Source organism: Caulobacter sp. GSs2 (assembly GCF_058680895.1).
The window spans coordinates 1,683,912-1,697,671 of sequence record NZ_CM178725.1; the positions used below are offsets into that span (position 1 = coordinate 1,683,912).

A 13,760-nucleotide genomic window follows, 5' to 3' on the forward strand; every position below is an offset into this window, starting at 1 on the left:
CCGGGGCCGCTGACTAGCTTGGTCCAGGACCAGCCTCTCCGAGGAGAGGGCTGGCGGAACCCATCCACGCCGAGGCGTGGAATGGACTACTTGATTTGGACGGTCGCGCCGGCTTCGGTCAGCTTCTTGGCGACTTCGTCGGCTTGGGCCTTGGAGACGTTTTCGACGACGTTCTGCGGAGCGCCTTCGACCAGGTCCTTGGCTTCCTTCAGACCGAGGTCCGGACGGACGCCGCGGACTTCCTTGATCACGTTGATCTTCTTGTCGCCACCGGCGGTCAGAACAACGGTGAACTCGGTTTGCTCTTCAGCAGCTTCGACCACAGCGGCCGGGCCAGCAGCGGCGACGGCGACCGGAGCGGCGGCCGAAACGCCCCACTTTTCTTCCAGCATCTTCGACAGGTCAGCGGCTTCGAGGACCGACAGGGTGGACAGTTCTTCAACCAGCTTTTCGAGCTTGGACATGTTCAATTCCTAAAAACGAATGAGGGATGTAGCGGAGATGACCGTTAGGCGGCGTCTTTGGTCGCATAAGCGTTGAAGACGCGCGCAAGTTGGCCAGCCGGGGCCTGCAGGACGCCAGCGATCTTGGTCGCCGGAGCCTGGATGAGGCCGATAAGCTTGCCACGGATCTGATCGAGCGACGGCAGCGTGGCGAGAGCCCGCACAGCCGCTTCGTCCAGAACCGTCGTCTGACCCAGGATGCCGCCGACAAGCTTGAGCTTCTCGTTTTCCTTGGCGTACTGGGTGACGATCTTGGCGGCGGAGACCGGATCCTTGCCGAAGGCAATGGCGACCGGGCCGGTGAACAGGGCGTCGCCCGCTTCACCGATCGAGCCGTCGAGGGCCTTCTGGACGAGGGTGTTCTTCACCACCTGGAACGTGGCGTCTTCCTTGCGGAGACGGGCACGCAGTTCAGTCATTTCCGCAACGGTCATGCCCATATAGTGGGTCACGACGACAGCGCCGGCGCCGGCGAATACGCTTTTCAGCGACTCGATCGACTCCTGCTTTTGAGCGCGGTCCATTGCGGTCTCCTACTCAATTACAGCGGCCGGACCATTCCGGCAGCCAAATGCCACAGCGCATGAGGGATCGCTCCCGCACGCGAGTTGCATCAGCCTGTTCCAAGGAAAGTCAGCCGCGCGTCCCATCCGTGAAGGAGGAAATAGCGTGGTCTTGTCCATCCCTGTCTCCCGACGGCGAGGAAGGGCTCTTCCTCATTTACGGCGTTGGTGACCCCACGCCCCGCTGTTCACAAACAGGTCTTCGCCGGGCGAGCCCGACGGAGAAGGGGCGGCGTATAGACGGTTTGGGAGGCAATATCAACCGGGGGCGACAGGAAGCGCCCGGCGCAGGCTCAAGGCCGCGCCGGACGAGGCCGGTCAGGCGGCGGTGAGTGCGCCATCGACCGTGTAGAAGCCGCCATTGCAGTAGGTCGCGTCGTCGGAGGCCAGGAAAGCCACCAGGCCCGCAACCTCTTCGGGTGTGCCATAGCGCTTGGCCGGCACCGCGTTGCTGATCTGCTCACGGGCCAGCTTGGGGTCGCCCGACTGGCCGGTGTTGATCGACTGCATCATCCGGCTTTCGATCGGGCCGGGATTGACGCAATTGACCCGCACGCCCTTGGGCGCGGCCTCGATCGCCGCCACGCGCGTGACGCCCACGACGGCGTGTTTCGAGGTGCAGTAGCCGGCCATGCCGGACGCACCGGTGAGGCCCGCGACGCTGGAGGTGTTGATGATGCTGCCCGCGCCCTGGGCGTACATCACCGGCAGGACGTATTTCAGGCCCAGGAACACCCCGGCCACATTGACGCCCAGCACCTTCATGAAGGCGTCCAGCGGATAGGATTCGATCGGCTGGACGGGACCTTCAATCCCCGCGTTGTTGAAGAAGATGTCGATCCGTCCGCACTCGGCCCTGGCCTTGTCGACATAGGCCTTCACCGACGCCTCGTCGGTGACGTCGGCTTCCGCCGTGACCAGTCTGGAGCCCTCGGGCAAGGCGACCTTCAGCTTGGACCAGTCGCTTCCGGGGATATCGACAGCGACGATGGTCGCGCCACGCTCGGCCATCAGCCTGGCGGTCGCCAAACCGATCGCCCCGGCCGCGCCGGTGATGAGGGCGACCTTGCCTTCGAGAGCTCGTGTCATGGACAATATCCTCGCTGCGGCAGGAAGCCCGCCGACATCCTAAACTGTGACAGTCCCCGGTTCGTTGCATCAAAGGAAGACCGGCGCGGCCGATACCGGGGCGATCGCCGCAAGTCTGCCGCCGGCCTGGAAGCCCCAGCCGCGGCCACCTATTTCAACCCGTCCTGAACCAGGGTGTGGGCGACGATCGCATTGGCGTGGCCATGTCCGAGTCCATGCTCGGTCTTCAGCATCGCCACCAGATCCATGTGTTTGGCGGGATAGCGGTCGCGGACAAGCTGCTGCCACTCCGAAACCGGCCGCCCATAGGTCTTCTCGATCGACGGAAAATAGGACGCAGGTCCCTTCACCTTCTCGTCCGCCATGTCGCCCTCCCCTGCGAAACTCAGGACAGGCTAACCGCGCCAGGGAGACTTACGCAACGGGCCGGCGCTCCTGGTCCAGTTTCGCCAGGACCTGCCGCGCCGCCGCGACGCCGGTGGCGAAACAGGCCTGCAGCAGATAGCCGCCGGTCGGCGCTTCCCAGTCCAGCATCTCGCCGGCCACGAACACGCCGGGCGCGGCCTTCAGCTCAAGGCCATCCAGCGACTCCAGCGTCAGGCCGCCGGCCGACGAGATCGCCCGGTCCAGCGGCTGCGCCCCGGTCAGGCGGATCGGCGCGGCCTTGATCGCCGCCGCCAGGGCGACAGGTTCCGCCGGCAGGTCCAGGCCATGGGCCTCGCGCAGCAGATTGACCTCGACCGGCGACAGGTTGGCGGCCTTGCGCAGGAAATTGGCCACAGACTGGCCGTTGCGGGGCCGGTTTAGGCGCGCGGTCAGGGTCTCGACAGGCATGTCTGGCCGCAGGTCGATCTCGATGATCGCCTGCCCCGTCGCCGCGATCGCTTCGCGCGGCGCAGCGCCCAGGGCGTAGACCGCCCCGCCCTCCAGCCCATAGCCGGCGATCATGGCGTCGCCCCGCGCCGCAGCCTCGCCCAGCCGCAGGCCGATGGCCTTCAACGGCTCACCGGCGAAGCGCTCACGGAACACCGCGCTCCAGGCGACATCGAAGCCGCTGTTGGCGGCGGCGAACGGCGCCACCACCGCGCCCCGCGCCGCCAGCAACGGGGCCCAGGCGCCGTCCGAGCCCAGCCGCGCCCAGCTGGCGCCGCCCAGGGCCAGGATCGTCGCGTGCGGCCGCACCGTCAGGGCGCCCTCGGGGGTGAAAAATGACAGGTCGCCGTCGTCCGTCCAGCCGCGCCACGCGGCGCGCGCCCGCAAGCTGACGCCCTGCCCCTCCAGCCGGGCCAGCCAGGCCCGCAGCAGCGGCGAAGCCTTCAGCGCCCTGGGAAACACCCGGCCGCTGGAGCCGATGAAGGTCTCCTGCCCCAGCCCCTCCGCCCAGGCGATCAGGTCGGCGGGCGTGAAGGCCTCCAGCATCGGCCGCAAGGCCGCATTGGCCGCGCCATAGCGCTGCGCGAACCGCGCGAAGTCCTCCGAATGGGTGAGGTTCAGCCCGCCGCGCCCGGCCATCAGGAACTTGCGCCCGAAGGTCGGCATCTTCTCGAACAGGGTGACCGACTTGCCGGCCGCGCTCAGCATCTCGGCGGCCATCAGCCCGGCCGGCCCGCCGCCGATCACGGCGACGTCGAGTGTCTGGTCCTCGGGACTCATGCGGCGTCCATCAAAGAAAAAGGGCGGGACCGCGAGGTCCCGCCCTTCTCATAATCTATTCAGCTCGAAAGGCTTAGGCGATCGACGAGGTGTCGACCTTGAAGCCCGGGCCCATCGTCGAGGACAGGCCGATACGCTTCACATAGATGCCCTTGGCGCCCGAAGGCTTGGACTTGTTCAGCGCGTCGATCATCGCCTTGACGTTGATCAGCAGGGCTTCGTCGGTGAACGAGACCTTGCCGATGCCGGCGTGGATGATGCCGGCCTTTTCAACGCGGAACTCGACGGCGCCGCCCTTGGCGTCCTTCACGGCTTGACCGACGTTCGGGGTCACGGTGCCGACCTTGGGGTTAGGCATCAGGCCGCGCGGGCCCAGCACCTTACCCAGACGACCGACCAGGGCCATCATGTCCGGGGTCGCGATGACGCGATCAAAGTCCATGAAGCCGCCGACGATCTTCTCGTACAGGTCTTCGGCGCCGACGTGTTCAGCGCCGGCTGCGGTGGCTTCGGCCGCCTTGGCGTCCTTGGCGAAGACGGCGACGCGAACGTCGCGGCCGGTGCCCGACGGCAGGTTGACGACGCCGCGGACCTGTTGGTCGGCGTGGCGCGGGTCAACGCCGAGGTTGACCGAGATTTCGATCGACTCGTCGAACTTGGCCTTGGCGTTAGCCTTCACCAGGGCGATGGCTTCCGAAGCGGTGTAGGTGGCTTCACGATCGCCGGTCCAGGCCTGGACGCGCTTTGCTTGCTTAGCCATGACTTAGGCCTCCACGATCTTCAGGCCCATGGCCTTGGCGGAGCCTTCGATGATCTTGGCCGCGGCCTCGATGTCGTTGGCGTTCAGGTCCTTCATCTTCTTTTCGGCGATCTCGCGCAGCTGGGTGCGGGTCACTTCGCCGACGGTCTCGCGACCGGTCAGCTTCGCGCCGGACTTCAGGCCGGTGATCTGCTTGAGGTAGTGGGTCGCCGGGGGCGTCTTGGTGACGAAGGTGAACGACTTGTCTTGGAACACGGTGATCACGGTCGGCAGGGGGGTGCCCTTTTCGACGTTCTCGGTGCGCGCGTTGAACTCCTTACAGAAGCCCATGATGTTGACGCCGCGCTGGCCCAGTGCGGGGCCGATGGGGGGCGAAGGCGTGGCCGAGCCAGCCTTCACCTGGAGCTTGATATAGCCCAGGATCTTTTTAGCCATTGTATCCTCTCAAGAAAGCCGAGCTAACGGCCTTCGCTGGTTGGCCGTGGTGCGGGCTTGGCGTCCCTTCCACGGATTTGAATTCGTCGCCCTCGAACCGATAACGACGAACGCGCCCCCGGACGGAGTCCTGGAGCGAGGCGCGGCGTGTAGCAGGTGGGGCGGAGGGAGTCTAGCGGGCGGGGACGGACGGATGGCCGTGAGCGGGCGTGGTGGAGGTCCGTTGCGGGTGGGGCGCAGACTTAACGCCGAGCGGTCTGAAAGACGACGTCGCGCCATGAGCGGAAATTGGGGCCGCGACCGAAAGCTGACGTCGAGCCGTTCTCTGCTCCTGGGTCCGCCTCCGACCCTAAGCGAACATTCGGAGCGCCCGCTGCCGCAGACAGCACGGTGGATCGGCGCTGATCGCTACATAATTTTGGCAACTGGCCAACGTGCTAACCTAGAGATGAACCTCCAGCGCCTGTCCGAGCTTCTTCTTGCAAGATAGTCTAATTTGATCGGCAAGGCGTGACCGCCGCTCCACCTTTTCAAAGTGATCGCGGCGGCGACCAAGGGGCCCGGCTCGTTCAGGACGGCCGGGCCGATCATGGCCGGATCGAAAACTGTCGATCTCTCGCTCCGGTCTTGGCCTAGAACTGCGTCGACAGGCGCAGGTAATATTCACGGCCGTTGACGCCTACGCTGTCGAACTCGCTGTAGGGTCGGCCGGTGATTTCGCCGGGAACACGGGCCGGATACTTGTCGGTCGCGTTCAGCACGCCAGCCGTGATCGTCACCGCCTTGTTCGCGCGCCAGGCGCCGGAGAGGTCCAAAGTCGTGGCGCCCGGGAAGCGGGTCGAGCCGGTTCTCAGGCTCACGACGTGGGTGCCGAAGTCGACGACGTCGGCTGTGAAGCGCAAGTCGCCCCAGCTGAGCTCAGCGTTAACCAAGGCCTTCACGCGCGGCTGGCCGTCGGCCACGAGGTCGATCGAGGCCGAGCCCAAGAGCGGGATCGACGGCAGAACGGGATTGGTTGCGATCCGCGTTGGATCGGTGTCGAACGCGCCATAGCCTAGGGTCAGGGCCAGTCGCGCGTCCGTTGTCAGTTGTCGCTCCCAGCGCAGGGTCGCCTCCCAACCCTGTGTCCGGGTGTCCGAAGCGTTGTTAAAGAACCTTGCGATCGCCGCGTTGGTCACGCCGTTGGCTCTCAGGATTGCCACCACTTGCGGACCCTGCAGGGTCTCGGTCATCGCGATCCGGTCCTTGATATCGATGCGATAGGCGTCGACGCTGAACGTCAGACCGTAACCCGGCGTCAGGACGACGCCAGCGGAGTAGTTGGTCGACTTCTCAGCACGCAGCGGGCTGGCGCCCAGGGCCACCGAGATCGGGTCGGTGACGGCGAAGTTGCCAACGTTCTGAATCACGTTGTTGGTGATCTGGCTGGTGACGGTGGAGAAGTACTGCTGCTGAAGGGACGGCGCCCGGATGCCCGTGCTGGCCGCCGCGCGCAGGGCGAGCAGCTCGGTCGGCCGCCAGAAGGCGGTGACCTTGCCCGCCGTGGCGTTGCCAAAGTCGCTATAGTCTTCGAAGCGCCCGGCCGCCCCGAGGTCCAGACCTTTGATGGGGCTCAGTTCGCCGTCGATGAAAGCGCTGAACGCCGTACGATTGACATCCACCGGCGAGGGCGGATTGAAGCCCGGAAAGCCTTGGGCGCCGGCCAAAGTGTAGGACAACGGCTCGCCCGGGACCAGTTGATAGGCCTCGTACCGGTGCTCAAGCCCCGCCGCCAGGTTGGCGCCGGCCAGGACGTCGAAGGCGCGGCTGACCGTAGCGTCGACCATGTTCTGACGATAGCGGGTCCCGCCGCCATAGAACTGCTTCGGGCTGGTCACGCCTAGCGAGGTGTTGACGGTGTTGGAGACCCTGTAATCGCCGTTGGAGGAGCCGTAGGTGTCGCTGATCTCCCACTTCCAGCCCGCGAAGACGCCGCGGACGCCGAAGTTCGCGCCGGCGTCCTTGAGGTCCAGGTTCACGATCGGCAGGAACCCGTTCGGATAGAAGGCGGGGAAGACGTTGGGGGCCCGGAAGAGCGGGCTCATCTCCGACTGGCGCTTGCCCAGGGTTGTGAAGCCGAACAGCGTCGTCTCTTCGCCCAGGGGCAGCTCGAAGTTGGCGACCCCCTGGATGTCGGTGCTCTGGGGATCGCCAAAGGTGGAGGTGATTCGGCCAAACCTTTGGTCGATCTCCGCGGCGTTGGTATCGTTACGGTCGCGCACCTCGCCAGACAGGGTCAGGAAGCCGCCCTGGCCGAGGCTGAAGCCTTGGCGCGCCGCCGCGATGACGGTCTGGCCCTGGCCGCGTTCGGTCTGGCCGTACTGGATAGAGGCGAACGAGCCGCTCGACTGGTCGTTCAGGATGATATTGACGACCCCGGCGATGGCGTCGGAGCCATACTGCGCGCCAGCCCCGTCCCGCAGGATCTCTACTCGTCCGACGGCCGTCATCGGGATCATGTTCAGGTCGACAGGCACCGTCCCCCGGAATGCGCCGGCGTTGAAGGTGATGATCGACGAGGCGTGTCGCCGCTGACCGTTCACCAGCACCAGGGTCTGGTCGGGGCTGAGCCCGCGCAGGGTGAACGACCGCGCACCGGTCGAGGATGGTCCTGACGAGCTGCGCGGATAGTTGAACGACGGCGAGAGCATTTCCAGGGTCTTTGTCAGGTCGTTCTGACCGCGGGCCGCCAGGGTTTCGCCGCTGAGGACGTCGACCGGTACGGCGGTGTCAGTCACCAGCCTGGGCGCGCCGCGACTACCGATCACCACCAGCTCGGAGACCTCGCCGCCGCTCGCATCGGCCGCAGCGGACTGAGCCTCGGCGGCGTGGGCTCCGGTGTGCGCAAGGAGCGCCATCACGGCGATCGAACAGCTCCGGAAGTAAACTCGCTTCATCTTATATCCCTCGATTGGTTGGCGGAGACTTCCCGGCGCGGGCCGGACGCCTCTCCCGGGCGTGTCAGGCAGCGAAGCGCGCAGGACCACCCGGCAGGCGCAGGCGCCCCCCGTTCCGATCCGGCGACGACGCCCGGCGGAGGGCCGGGCGTCGGGTTAAGGGAGTGGCGGTCAGCGGACCTTGGCGGTCTTGTCGAAGCGCGCGCGGAAGTCCGTCAGGTCGAAGGCGAAGTCATCTTGCTGAGCGAACTGGCTGTCGGTCAGGGCGGGCTGTTCAAGCTCGCGGTACCAGGCCGCATACTCGGCGGTGTCGCGGCTGCGCTTCTTGTAGTGAGTCGAGTAGGTCGACACCCGCACGACCGGCGAGACGCCACCCAGGTCGAAGGTCATAAAGCGCAGCCATCCATCCCCGATGCCGAGCCCTTTGGGCGGGATTACGCCTACGTCCTTGAGAGTCTGGGTGCGGGCCTGATAGTCGGACAGCACCTGATAGACCTTGTGGCCAAAGCGATTATCATCGACGCGGAAGGCTTGGCCCTTCTGGTGACCGCAGAGCACCATGAAGATCTGATCGTTCTGGCTGATCAGCTTCTCCCACATCATCTCCGGACTGTTGTCCTCCGGGTCGACCGCATGGTTGTCGATGGTCGGGCTGGAGAGGCGTTTCCCCGTCCCGCCCATGTAGTCATGGGTGGTGATGATGGTCGGCAGGCCAGGGTGCTGCTTGATGACCTCCGCCGCCCAGGCCAGCGCCGGGTTGCGCGGATTAAACTCTAGGCCGATGTGCAGGAACGTGTAGCCGCCTGCGGAGAAGATCTGCGCGCTGTTTGCGCCGCCGTCGAAGGCGCCGACATACCAGGGCTTGCCCTTGAAGAAGGGCGTATCCTGTCCGAAGGCCGATACGAAATTGCGGGTTCCGCCCGCATGCAGCATGGCGCCCGCGCCCTTGGCGTCCGGCAGATGGTTGGAGTCGGTCCACATCGCGTCGTAGTCGTGGTTTCCCGGCACGACCGAGAACGGCACCTTGCCGGCGATCATCTCGAACCCCTTGATCGCCATCGGCATCTCGACGGTTTTCACCTTCTCGGTGGGGGCGTAGCGGGTGTCGAGGACCGGATTGGAGCCGCGCTTGAAGCCGCGTGCGATGTGGTCCGGGTCCATCAACAGGGTCTGGTGCTGCCAGATGTCGCCCAGGGACGTCACGAAGGCGATGTCGCCGCCCGCGCTTTCGACGTTGGCCGCTACATAAGCCATCTGCTGGAGGAACATCTCGCTGGCGTCGAAGGCGAAGCCCTCGTTCTTCTGGTGCGAAAAGTCGATATAGTTCTGGGTGTCGGGCACTACGGCGATGGTGAAGCTGGTGTCCTTAGAATCGGCGGCGCCCGCCGGCGCGGAGCCCAGCGCCAACGACATAACCGCAACCGCGACGGCGCGGCGTGCCCAGGTTCTGAATTGTCTCATAAACGTGCCTTCTGATTGCGACTTCAGCTTCGCTAGAGCGGCAAGCGGAAGCAGCGGCTTGTGATCCCACAAATCCGCCTTCCCAGCTCTCGACCGCGAGAAGCCGATGTGTTTGTCAAATATAGAAGAGTGAAATACCCCACGAAGCCAGTGTCATGGCATCGAATGATGGGTATGTAGATTGTTGTTGTGACAGTTACGTACACACAATAAACAACATTAAAGTTTTTCCGCGCAACAATCTCTATACAGATGAACCTGCGCCGTCGCGTTACTGAGGTTGTTTACGCCGTGGACAAATCATCTGGCCGCTTCCCAGGTCACACGCGGTCACCCTGAGCGCGGACCTCGACATGGCCCGCAGGCCGCGTTCGACGACCTGGTGCGCTACGGACGGCACGTTGTCGCGCCGCCGGGGACGGGTCAGGTGTTCGGTTCAGAGGCCCCGCCGGTCACCCACGATGTCGATGAGGCCCTCAGTCTGAGCGACCGGGTCCTGCTGCTAGCAAAAGGACCGATCAAGGAAGCCGTCACGGTCCGCGCCGCCCGTCCCCGAGCTCACGACCAGGGCTTCCAGGCCTTGCGCTCACGCCTGCTCGCCGCGCTGGGGGTTGGCGACAGATAACGCCTTGGTCGCGCTAGGCCCGTGCCTGCGTCGGCAACATCATGGCCATCGCCCGAAAGCGGACCTTCCCAAGGCCTGAGAAGAGTCAGGTTTAGCCGATCAGTCAGGCCAACCCGAAGGTCTGACCGGGGCCGCAAGCAGTCTGTGACACCACCGCCGAAAGCCGACGCCCCGGCGGAGCGCCAAGCCTACACTTCTTGGAGGCTGTAGCGCCCAGCTCTGGCTAGACTACCGCGCCAGCTCCGCCTCGACCTGCCCCAGCCGCTCCTTGCCGAAGAACATCTCGTCCTCGACGAAGAAGCTGGGAATGCCGAACACGCCGCGCGCCACGGCGGCGTCGGTGTTGGCGGCCAGCTCGGCCTTGACCTCGGGATCGGCGGTCGCCGCCAGCAGCGCCGCGCCGTCCAGGCCCGCCGCGTCGGCCGTGGCGACGAAGACGGCCGGATCGTCCAGCTTCAGGCCCTGCTCCCACATGCCCCGCAGCATGGCGTCCAGATAGGCCGGGCCGATGCCGGCTCGCTGCGCCGCGACCATGCCGCGCATCAGCAGCAGGGTATTGACCGGGAAATGCGGGTTGAACTGGAAGGCGGTCAGGCCATGGGCCGCGATGAAGCGGCGGGTCTCCAGCATCTCATAGTCCATCTTGCCCTTGATCCCGCCGAAGGCGACCATCGGGGCCTGGTTGCCGGTCAGCTTGAAGATGCCGCCCAGCAGGCAGGGCACAAGCCGGACCTGGGCCCCCTGCCGCGCGGCGATGTCGGGCAACAGCTTCCAAGCCAGATAGGCGTTGGGGCTGCCGAAGTCGAAGATGAAGTCGACGGTCTTGCTCATGTCAGCGGCTCCTCACCAGGTTTCAGAATGGGGGCGCAGGTCGATCTCGTGCGTCCAGGCCGAGCGTGGCTGGTTGTGCAGCCAGACATAGTTGGCCGCGATCTCGTCGGGCTTGAGGATCTCGTCGCGGTCCAGCAGCCCCTGCACATCGTCGCGCATCTGGCGGGTGAAGACCCCGTCGATGGCCCCGTCGACCACCACATGGGCCACATGCACGCCCTGCGGTCCCATCTCGCGCGCCAGGCTCTGGGCCAGCGCTCGCAGGCCGGCCTTGGCCGAGGCGAAGGCGGAGAAGCCGTCCTTGCCGCGCAGGCTGGCGCTGGCCCCGGTGAACAGGATTGTGCCGCGACCGCGCGGCGCCATCACCCGCGCCGCCTCGCGCCCGGTCAGGAAGCCGGCGAAGCAGGCCATCTCCCAGACCTTGGAAAACACCTGGGCCGTGGTGTCGACGACCGTGAAGCGCACGTTTGCGCCGATGTTGAAGACCACCACCTCCAGCGGCCCGACCTCGGCCTCGATCTGGTCGAACAGGGCGACCATCTCGGCCTCCTGGCGGGCGTCGACGCCATAGGCGCGGGCCCGGCCGCCATCGGCGCGGATCTGCTCGGCCATGGCCTCCAACTGGTCGAGATGGCGCGGGCGGCGGGTCATGCAGACCTCATAGCCCTCGGCGGCGAAGGCCCGGGCGATCGCGCCGCCGACGCCGTCGCCGACCCCCACCACCAGGCACGCGCCTTTTCCGGTCGTCGCCATCGCCATCTCCCTGATCTCGTTGCACTCAAGTTCGTATTGAATCTGTACTGAGTCAAATGCAGAATGGCGGCGCACGCAAAAGGACCCCGACGCCATGAAGTGGGATGATCTCGCCGCACAGCCCTGCTCGGTCTCGCGATCCCTGGCCGTGATCGGCGATCGCTGGACCCTGATGATCCTGCGCGACTGCTTTCTGGGCGTGCGGCGGTTCGAGGCCTTCCAGGCCCGCCTGGGCATCTCGCGCAGCATCGTCACCGACCGCCTGCGGGTGCTGGTCGAGGAAGGCGTGCTGCGCCGTGAGGCCTATCAGGCCAATCCGCCCCGCCACGACTACCGGCTGACCGCCAAGGGAATGGACCTGCACCCCGTGACCATGGCCATCGCTCACTTCGGCGACACCCACTATGCCGGCCCCGAGGGCCCGCCCCTGCTGCGCCGGCACAAGGGCTGCGGCTGCGACTTCCATCCGGTGCAGGCCTGCTCGGCCTGCGGGGAAGTGGTCACCGCGCGCGAGGTCGAGACGCGGGCCGGGCCGGGGTTTGCGGAGCCTTAGGGTGGCAGTGGATTTGCTTGAGTTGAGCCTAACTCATTTCTCCGCTCTCCCCGGCGAAAGCCGGGGCCCAGATCGAACCCGGAGAGCCTATCGCCTTAGCTAAGTCAGAAGGCGCATCATCCCCAGACGCTCAGGCTGAAGCTGGGCCCCGGCTTTCGCCGGGGAGAGCGGATGACGAAGTGGCACGTGCTGATCTCCCCAGCGCCCGTAACGGCTCAACCGCGGACACCCACCTCGAAACCGCCGAACCCCAGACAGCAAAAACCCCGCGCCGTTGCCGACGCGGGGTTTTCGAAACGCAGACTGAAGTCGAGATCAGCTGATCTTTTCGACCTGATTGTATTCCAGCTCGACCGGGGTCGCCCGGCCGAAGATCGAGACGGTGACGCGAAGGCGCGAGCGCTCTTCGTCGACCTGCTCGACCGAACCGTTGAAGCTGGCGAACGGGCCGTCGGTGACGCGGACGTTCTCGCCGATCTCGAACAGCACGACCGTCTTGGGACGCTCGACGCCTTCTTCGATCGTGCCGATGATGCGCTGGACTTCCTTTTCCGAGACGGGCTGCGGCTTGGAGGCGCTGCCCAGGAAGCCGGTGACCTTCGGCGTGTTCTTGATCAGGTGATAGGCTTCGTCCGAGAGGTTCATTTTCACCAGCACATAGCCGGGGAAGAACTTGCGTTCGGCGTCGACCTTGCGACCGCGACGGATCTCGACGACGTTCTCGGTCGGAACCAGGATTTCGGAGAAGCTGTCCTCGAGCCCCTGGCTCTTGGCTTGCTCGCGGATGCTGTCAGCCACCTTCTTCTCGAAGTTCGAGTAGGCGTGGACGATGTACCACTTGTGGTTCGGGTTGGACGCGGTTTCGGTGCTCATGGTCTCTTATCCCGCGGCGAACGACAGGAGCGCCTTGGCTCCGAGGCCCAGCAGCCCATCGACCGCCGAGAAGAAGATAGCCGCCAGAACCACCATCATGAAGACCATCACCGAGGTGATCCAGGTCTCCTTGCGGGTCGTCCAGGTGATCTTGCGGGCTTCGGCGCGCACTTCACGGAAGAACTGCACGGGATTCGTGCGCTTCTTCTTGGGCGTCGCCGCCGCAGCGGGGGCGCCGCCGGCGGGCGCGAGCGCTGCCGCCGTACGGGCGGCGCGGCTCTTGATCGCGGACGGGCTCGAACCCGGTTTCCTGGCCATGCTCTTGAGGCTCACGACTTTCAAATACGACAGGGCCGGGAGCCGGACCTATCGAAAACATAAAATGGCAGGAGTGGGGGGACTCGAACCCACGACTTTCGGTTTTGGAGACCGACGCTCTACCAGCTGAGCTACACTCCTGCAGACCATGGCCCCTTTCGGGTCCCGGTCTCTGGAAATGGATAACCCGCCGCAAGCCTTCAAGGGCCGTCGGCGCGCTGGGTCCAATCGCCAGAGCCGCGCCATTTAGCAGGGTCGTCTCCGCCGGGCAAGCGGCCGCAAGCCGTCTGCGTGGCGTTGGCGTCGATGAAAGTCCGCAAGACGAGGTCGAACCTCGCCAAACCGGCCCGGCGTCGAGGCCAGAAGCCGACAGACAGGCCCCTTGAACGCGATGGATCGAACACGCC

The 13,760-nt window shown here is 65.5% G+C and carries 15 protein-coding genes and 1 tRNA gene; 2 read left to right on the forward strand and 14 right to left on the reverse strand.

Annotation, left to right across the window (positions count from 1 at the left end):
• Positions 1 to 86: 86 nt before the first annotated feature.
• The 9 genes from rplL to ACW17Z_RS08155 form a co-directional block, all read right to left on the reverse strand.
• A complete protein-coding gene (gene rplL / locus ACW17Z_RS08115) occupies positions 87 to 464 on the reverse strand; it encodes a 50S ribosomal protein L7/L12 (RefSeq protein ID WP_492058300.1) in 378 nt (125 codons plus the stop codon).
• A 44-nt stretch (positions 465 to 508) separates the two neighbouring features.
• A complete protein-coding gene (gene rplJ / locus ACW17Z_RS08120) occupies positions 509 to 1,027 on the reverse strand; it encodes a 50S ribosomal protein L10 (protein ID WP_419254125.1) in 519 nt (172 codons plus the stop codon).
• A gap of 357 nt (positions 1,028 to 1,384) precedes the next feature.
• Positions 1,385 to 2,155 carry an SDR family NAD(P)-dependent oxidoreductase gene (locus tag ACW17Z_RS08125; RefSeq protein ID WP_492058301.1) on the reverse strand — a complete coding sequence of 257 codons (771 nt, stop codon included), beginning with the start codon at positions 2,153 to 2,155 and terminating at the stop codon, positions 1,385 to 1,387.
• Between the two features lie 149 nt (positions 2,156 to 2,304).
• Positions 2,305 to 2,520, reverse strand: a complete 216-nt coding sequence (locus ACW17Z_RS08130; protein WP_419319967.1) for a DUF4287 domain-containing protein — start codon at positions 2,518 to 2,520, stop codon at positions 2,305 to 2,307.
• A 49-nt stretch (positions 2,521 to 2,569) separates the two neighbouring features.
• Positions 2,570 to 3,808: a TIGR03862 family flavoprotein gene (locus ACW17Z_RS08135; RefSeq protein ID WP_492058302.1), complete on the reverse strand. Its 1,239-nt coding sequence runs from the start codon at positions 3,806 to 3,808 to the stop codon at positions 2,570 to 2,572.
• A 73-nt stretch (positions 3,809 to 3,881) separates the two neighbouring features.
• Positions 3,882 to 4,568, reverse strand: coding sequence for a 50S ribosomal protein L1 (gene rplA / locus ACW17Z_RS08140; RefSeq protein WP_419254121.1), 687 nt, complete (start codon positions 4,566 to 4,568; stop codon positions 3,882 to 3,884).
• Between the two features lie 3 nt (positions 4,569 to 4,571).
• Complete coding sequence (rplK, locus tag ACW17Z_RS08145; RefSeq protein ID WP_419254120.1) at positions 4,572 to 5,003, reverse strand: 50S ribosomal protein L11; 432 nt, start codon at positions 5,001 to 5,003, stop codon at positions 4,572 to 4,574.
• Positions 5,004 to 5,635: 632 nt separating this feature from the next.
• Positions 5,636 to 7,939 carry a TonB-dependent receptor plug domain-containing protein gene (locus ACW17Z_RS08150; RefSeq protein WP_492058303.1) on the reverse strand — a complete coding sequence of 768 codons (2,304 nt, stop codon included), beginning with the start codon at positions 7,937 to 7,939 and terminating at the stop codon, positions 5,636 to 5,638.
• Positions 7,940 to 8,110: 171 nt separating this feature from the next.
• Complete coding sequence (locus tag ACW17Z_RS08155; protein WP_492058304.1) at positions 8,111 to 9,400, reverse strand: metallophosphoesterase family protein; 1,290 nt, start codon at positions 9,398 to 9,400, stop codon at positions 8,111 to 8,113.
• A 427-nt stretch (positions 9,401 to 9,827) separates the two neighbouring features.
• Here ACW17Z_RS08155 and ACW17Z_RS08160 point away from each other — a divergent pair, with 427 nt between their 5' ends.
• Positions 9,828 to 10,025, forward strand: a complete 198-nt coding sequence (locus ACW17Z_RS08160; protein ID WP_492058305.1) for a hypothetical protein — start codon at positions 9,828 to 9,830, stop codon at positions 10,023 to 10,025.
• Between the two features lie 228 nt (positions 10,026 to 10,253).
• Here the strand turns inward: ACW17Z_RS08160 and ACW17Z_RS08165 are convergent, their stop codons facing one another.
• Positions 10,254 to 10,856: a 2-hydroxychromene-2-carboxylate isomerase gene (locus ACW17Z_RS08165; RefSeq protein ID WP_492058306.1), complete on the reverse strand. Its 603-nt coding sequence runs from the start codon at positions 10,854 to 10,856 to the stop codon at positions 10,254 to 10,256.
• Between the two features lie 12 nt (positions 10,857 to 10,868).
• Positions 10,869 to 11,609: an SDR family NAD(P)-dependent oxidoreductase gene (locus ACW17Z_RS08170; protein WP_492058307.1), complete on the reverse strand. Its 741-nt coding sequence runs from the start codon at positions 11,607 to 11,609 to the stop codon at positions 10,869 to 10,871.
• A gap of 94 nt (positions 11,610 to 11,703) precedes the next feature.
• On the opposite strand from ACW17Z_RS08170, the gene ACW17Z_RS08175 reads away from it, so the two are divergent.
• Positions 11,704 to 12,162 (forward strand): winged helix-turn-helix transcriptional regulator, encoded by a 459-nt coding sequence (locus tag ACW17Z_RS08175; RefSeq protein ID WP_492058308.1) that lies wholly within the window; start codon positions 11,704 to 11,706, stop codon positions 12,160 to 12,162.
• 315 nt (positions 12,163 to 12,477) lie between these two features.
• On the opposite strand, the gene nusG is transcribed toward ACW17Z_RS08175, so the two are convergent.
• From nusG to ACW17Z_RS08190, 3 genes are all read right to left on the reverse strand, one after another.
• On the reverse strand, positions 12,478 to 13,035 hold the full coding sequence (gene nusG / locus ACW17Z_RS08180; protein ID WP_419319958.1) for a transcription termination/antitermination protein NusG: 558 nt from the start codon (positions 13,033 to 13,035) through the stop codon (positions 12,478 to 12,480).
• 6 nt (positions 13,036 to 13,041) lie between these two features.
• Complete coding sequence (secE, locus tag ACW17Z_RS08185) at positions 13,042 to 13,353, reverse strand: preprotein translocase subunit SecE (RefSeq protein ID WP_419319957.1); 312 nt, start codon at positions 13,351 to 13,353, stop codon at positions 13,042 to 13,044.
• A gap of 65 nt (positions 13,354 to 13,418) precedes the next feature.
• Positions 13,419 to 13,494, reverse strand: a tRNA-Trp gene (locus ACW17Z_RS08190).
• Positions 13,495 to 13,760 lie beyond the last annotated feature (266 nt).

Coding starts and splice junctions, on each gene's coding strand:
- ACW17Z_RS08150 (WP_492058303.1), bottom strand. CDS start 7,939: ATGAAGCGAGTTTACTTCCGGAGCTGTTCGATCGCCGTGATGGCGCTC.
- rplK (WP_419254120.1), bottom strand. CDS start 5,003: ATGGCTAAAAAGATCCTGGGCTATATCAAGCTCCAGGTGAAGGCTGGC.
- rplL (WP_492058300.1), bottom strand. CDS start 464: ATGTCCAAGCTCGAAAAGCTGGTTGAAGAACTGTCCACCCTGTCGGTC.
- ACW17Z_RS08125 (WP_492058301.1), bottom strand. CDS start 2,155: ATGACACGAGCTCTCGAAGGCAAGGTCGCCCTCATCACCGGCGCGGCC.
- rplA (WP_419254121.1), bottom strand. CDS start 4,568: ATGGCTAAGCAAGCAAAGCGCGTCCAGGCCTGGACCGGCGATCGTGAA.
- secE (WP_419319957.1), bottom strand. CDS start 13,353: ATGGCCAGGAAACCGGGTTCGAGCCCGTCCGCGATCAAGAGCCGCGCC.
- nusG (WP_419319958.1), bottom strand. CDS start 13,035: ATGAGCACCGAAACCGCGTCCAACCCGAACCACAAGTGGTACATCGTC.
- rplJ (WP_419254125.1), bottom strand. CDS start 1,027: ATGGACCGCGCTCAAAAGCAGGAGTCGATCGAGTCGCTGAAAAGCGTA.
- ACW17Z_RS08170 (WP_492058307.1), bottom strand. CDS start 11,609: ATGGCGACGACCGGAAAAGGCGCGTGCCTGGTGGTGGGGGTCGGCGAC.
- ACW17Z_RS08155 (WP_492058304.1), bottom strand. CDS start 9,400: ATGAGACAATTCAGAACCTGGGCACGCCGCGCCGTCGCGGTTGCGGTT.
- ACW17Z_RS08135 (WP_492058302.1), bottom strand. CDS start 3,808: ATGAGTCCCGAGGACCAGACACTCGACGTCGCCGTGATCGGCGGCGGG.
- ACW17Z_RS08130 (WP_419319967.1), bottom strand. CDS start 2,520: ATGGCGGACGAGAAGGTGAAGGGACCTGCGTCCTATTTTCCGTCGATC.
- ACW17Z_RS08165 (WP_492058306.1), bottom strand. CDS start 10,856: ATGAGCAAGACCGTCGACTTCATCTTCGACTTCGGCAGCCCCAACGCC.
- ACW17Z_RS08175 (WP_492058308.1), top strand. CDS start 11,704: ATGAAGTGGGATGATCTCGCCGCACAGCCCTGCTCGGTCTCGCGATCC.